The sequence below is a fragment of the Jiangella rhizosphaerae genome, from assembly GCF_003579925.1.
Classification (GTDB): domain Bacteria; phylum Actinomycetota; class Actinomycetes; order Jiangellales; family Jiangellaceae; genus Jiangella; species Jiangella rhizosphaerae.
Map to the genome: position 1 here is coordinate 1 of NZ_QUAL01000281.1, position 2689 is coordinate 2689.

Annotated in this window: 4 protein-coding genes; 3 read left to right on the top strand and 1 reads right to left on the bottom strand. The window is 74.7% G+C overall.

Annotated elements, in window-relative coordinates:
• Positions 1-468: hypothetical protein (locus tag DY240_RS32365; protein WP_158602968.1), on the top strand; the 468-nt coding region annotated here is incomplete at its 5' end.
• A gap of 6 nt (positions 469-474) precedes the next feature.
• Here the strand turns inward: DY240_RS32365 and DY240_RS23280 are convergent.
• Positions 475-1116, bottom strand: a complete 642-nt coding sequence (locus tag DY240_RS23280) for an IclR family transcriptional regulator (RefSeq protein ID WP_119662140.1) — start codon at positions 1114-1116, stop codon at positions 475-477.
• Between the two features lie 98 nt (positions 1117-1214).
• On the opposite strand from DY240_RS23280, the gene dhaK reads away from it, so the two are divergent.
• Both dhaK and dhaL read left to right on the top strand, forming a co-directional pair.
• On the top strand, positions 1215-2207 hold the full coding sequence (gene dhaK, locus DY240_RS23285) for a dihydroxyacetone kinase subunit DhaK (protein WP_119662141.1): 993 nt from the start codon (positions 1215-1217) through the stop codon (positions 2205-2207).
• Positions 2208-2209: 2 nt separating this feature from the next.
• Positions 2210-2689 (top strand): dihydroxyacetone kinase subunit DhaL (gene dhaL, locus DY240_RS23290; protein ID WP_119662142.1); only part of this gene is annotated, 480 nt, incomplete at its 3' end.

Below are 2689 nucleotides of genomic sequence, written 5' to 3' on the forward strand. Positions count from 1 at the left end.
CCGCCCGGCCAGGCCACGGCCGGCGCGCTGGCCGCCTGCCTCGCCGTCGCCGCGGTGCTCGGGTTCGCCGGCGGCGCGTGGTTCGGCTCCCGACCCGACGACGGCGAACAGCCGGGCGACGCGCGCAGCTCCGACCCCGGCACGTCGGTGCCGGGCGAGCCCGCCCCCGAGGAGGGCCTGCGGCTCACGGCCGACCCCGTCACCGTGGCGCCGAACGACCTCATCGCGCTGGCCGGGACGCTCGAGCCGGTCGAGGCCGGCGTCCGGGTGACGCTGCAGCACAAGGTCGGCGACGGCGAGTGGCAGGACTACCCCGCCAGCCGCCCCATCACGCTCACCACCCGCGAGGACGGCACGTTCAGCGGCTCCGTCGCCACCGACGCGCCCGGCCCGAACCTGTTCCGCGTCGTGAACGTGGACGACGCCGAGATGGTGTCGAACGAGATCGAGGTCACCGTCTCCGGCTGAGCGGACTCAGCCGAGCCGCGACGCCAGCTGCTCGGCCGCCTCGACCACCCGCGGCCCGACGGTGTCGTCGTCGAGCGCACCGAGTGCGATGACGCCGACGCTCGCCTCGACGCCGGGCACGCCGAGCACCGGCGCGGCCACGCCGCTGGCGCCTGCCTGCAGCTCGCCCGTCGTGCTGACGAAGTCGCGCGAGCCCTCCCGCCCCGCGAGGACGGCCCGCCCGGCGGCGCCGCGCTCCAGCGGGTGCCGCGAGCCGACCCGGTAGGCGACGTGGTAGTCGGTGCGGGTCGGCTCGACCACCGCCACGGCCAGCGCCTCGGCGCCGTCGGCGATGGTGAGGTGCGCCGTCGCGCCGACGTCCTCGGCGAGCGCCCGCAGCACCGGCTGCGCCACCTGCCGCAGCGACGGCTGCACGCTGCCGGCCAGAGTCAGCACGCCGAAGCCGACGCTGAACCGGCCGCCGGCGACCCGCCGGACCAGGCCGTGCTGCTCCAGCGTCGCCAGCAGGCGGTAGACGATGGTGCGGTTGACGCCCAGGACGGCCGACGCCTCGGCGACGGTGAGTCCGTCGCTCGACGCGGAGAGGACCTCGAGCAGACGGAGACCGCGATCGAGCGTCTGCGAGATCTCCACCACGGCGACAACCATAGAGGTTCCCGGGTCCCCGGTCCGGAGGGCCGTTTCGCGCGTACTGTGTCACGCAGATGACAATCGCGCTTCGCCAGCACGGAAAGGTCGGTCCGTCGATGAAGAAGCTGATCAACTCCCCCGACTCGGTCATCGCCGACGCACTGCGCGGCGTGGCCGCCGCCCATCCATCGCTCGCCGTCGACCTCGAGAACCGGGTCATCTCGCGAGCCGGCGGCGCGACACCGGGCAAGGTGGGACTGGTCTCTGGTGGGGGCTCCGGACACGAACCGCTGCACGGCGGCTACGTCGGCTACGGCATGCTCGACGCCGCGGCGCCCGGCGAGGTCTACACGTCACCGGTGCCCGACCAGATCCTCGCCGCCACCATGGCCGCCGACGGCGGCGCGGGTGTGCTGCACATCGTCAAGAACTACACCGGCGACGTCCTCAACTTCCGCATGGCGGCCGAGCTGGCCGAGGACGAGGACGTCCGCGTCGTCAGCGTCGTCACGAACGACGACGCCGCCGTCGAGGACTCCACCTACACCGCCGGCCGCCGCGGCGTCGGCGGCACCGTGTTCGTCGAGAAGATCGCCGGCGCCGCCGCCGAGGAGGGCGCCGACCTCGACACCGTCGCGCGCATCGCCACCCATGTCAACGAGGTCACGCGGTCATTCGCCATCGCGCTGCACGCCGGCACCGTCCCGGCGGCCGGCAAGCCGGGCTTCGACCTCGCCGAGGACGAGGTCGAGCTGGGTGTCGGCATCCACGGCGAGCCCGGCCGCGAGCGCGGCGCGATGGCGCCGGTGCACGACCTCGTCGGGTACTCCCTCGACGTCATCCACGCCGACCGGCCCGTCACCGGCGACGTGCTGGTGATGCTCAACGGCCAGGGCGGCACCCCGCTGATCGAGCTCTACGGCGCGTTCGCCGAGGCCGTCGCCTGGATCGAGGGGCACGGCGGACGGGTCGCGCGCAGCCTGGTCGGCAACTACATCACCAGCCTCGACCAGCAGGGCTTCTCCATTTCCGTCATGTCGCTGGACGACGACCTGCTGCGGCTGTGGGACGCCCCGGTGTCGACGCCCGCGCTGCGGTGGGGACGGTGAGCATGACGTTCGACACGCAGACGGCGACGGCCTGGATCACCGCGGCCGAGGCCGCCGTCAAGGCCGACGAGGCGCGGCTGACCGGCCTCGACGCCGCCATCGGCGACGGCGACCACGGCGCCAACATGGCCCGCGGCCTCGCCGCCGCGCTGACCAACATCGCCGAGCGCGGACCCGCGACGCCGGGCGACGTCCTCGTCGCCGCCGGCCGCGGCATCGTCGCCAAGACCGGCGGCGCGTCCGGGCCGCTGTACGGCAGCGCGTTCCGCCGGGCCGGCAAGGCGCTCGGTGAGTCCACGACCGTCGAGGCGGCGGAGCTGGGCGCGGCGCTGGAGGCCGCGCTGACGGCGATCAAGGAGCTGGGCGGCGCCAACGAGGGCGACAAGACGATGATCGACGCGCTCGCGCCGGCGGTCGCCGCGTTCCAGGCGGTCGCCGCCGACGGCGGGCCCATCGCCGCCGCCGCCGCGGCCGCCGCCGAC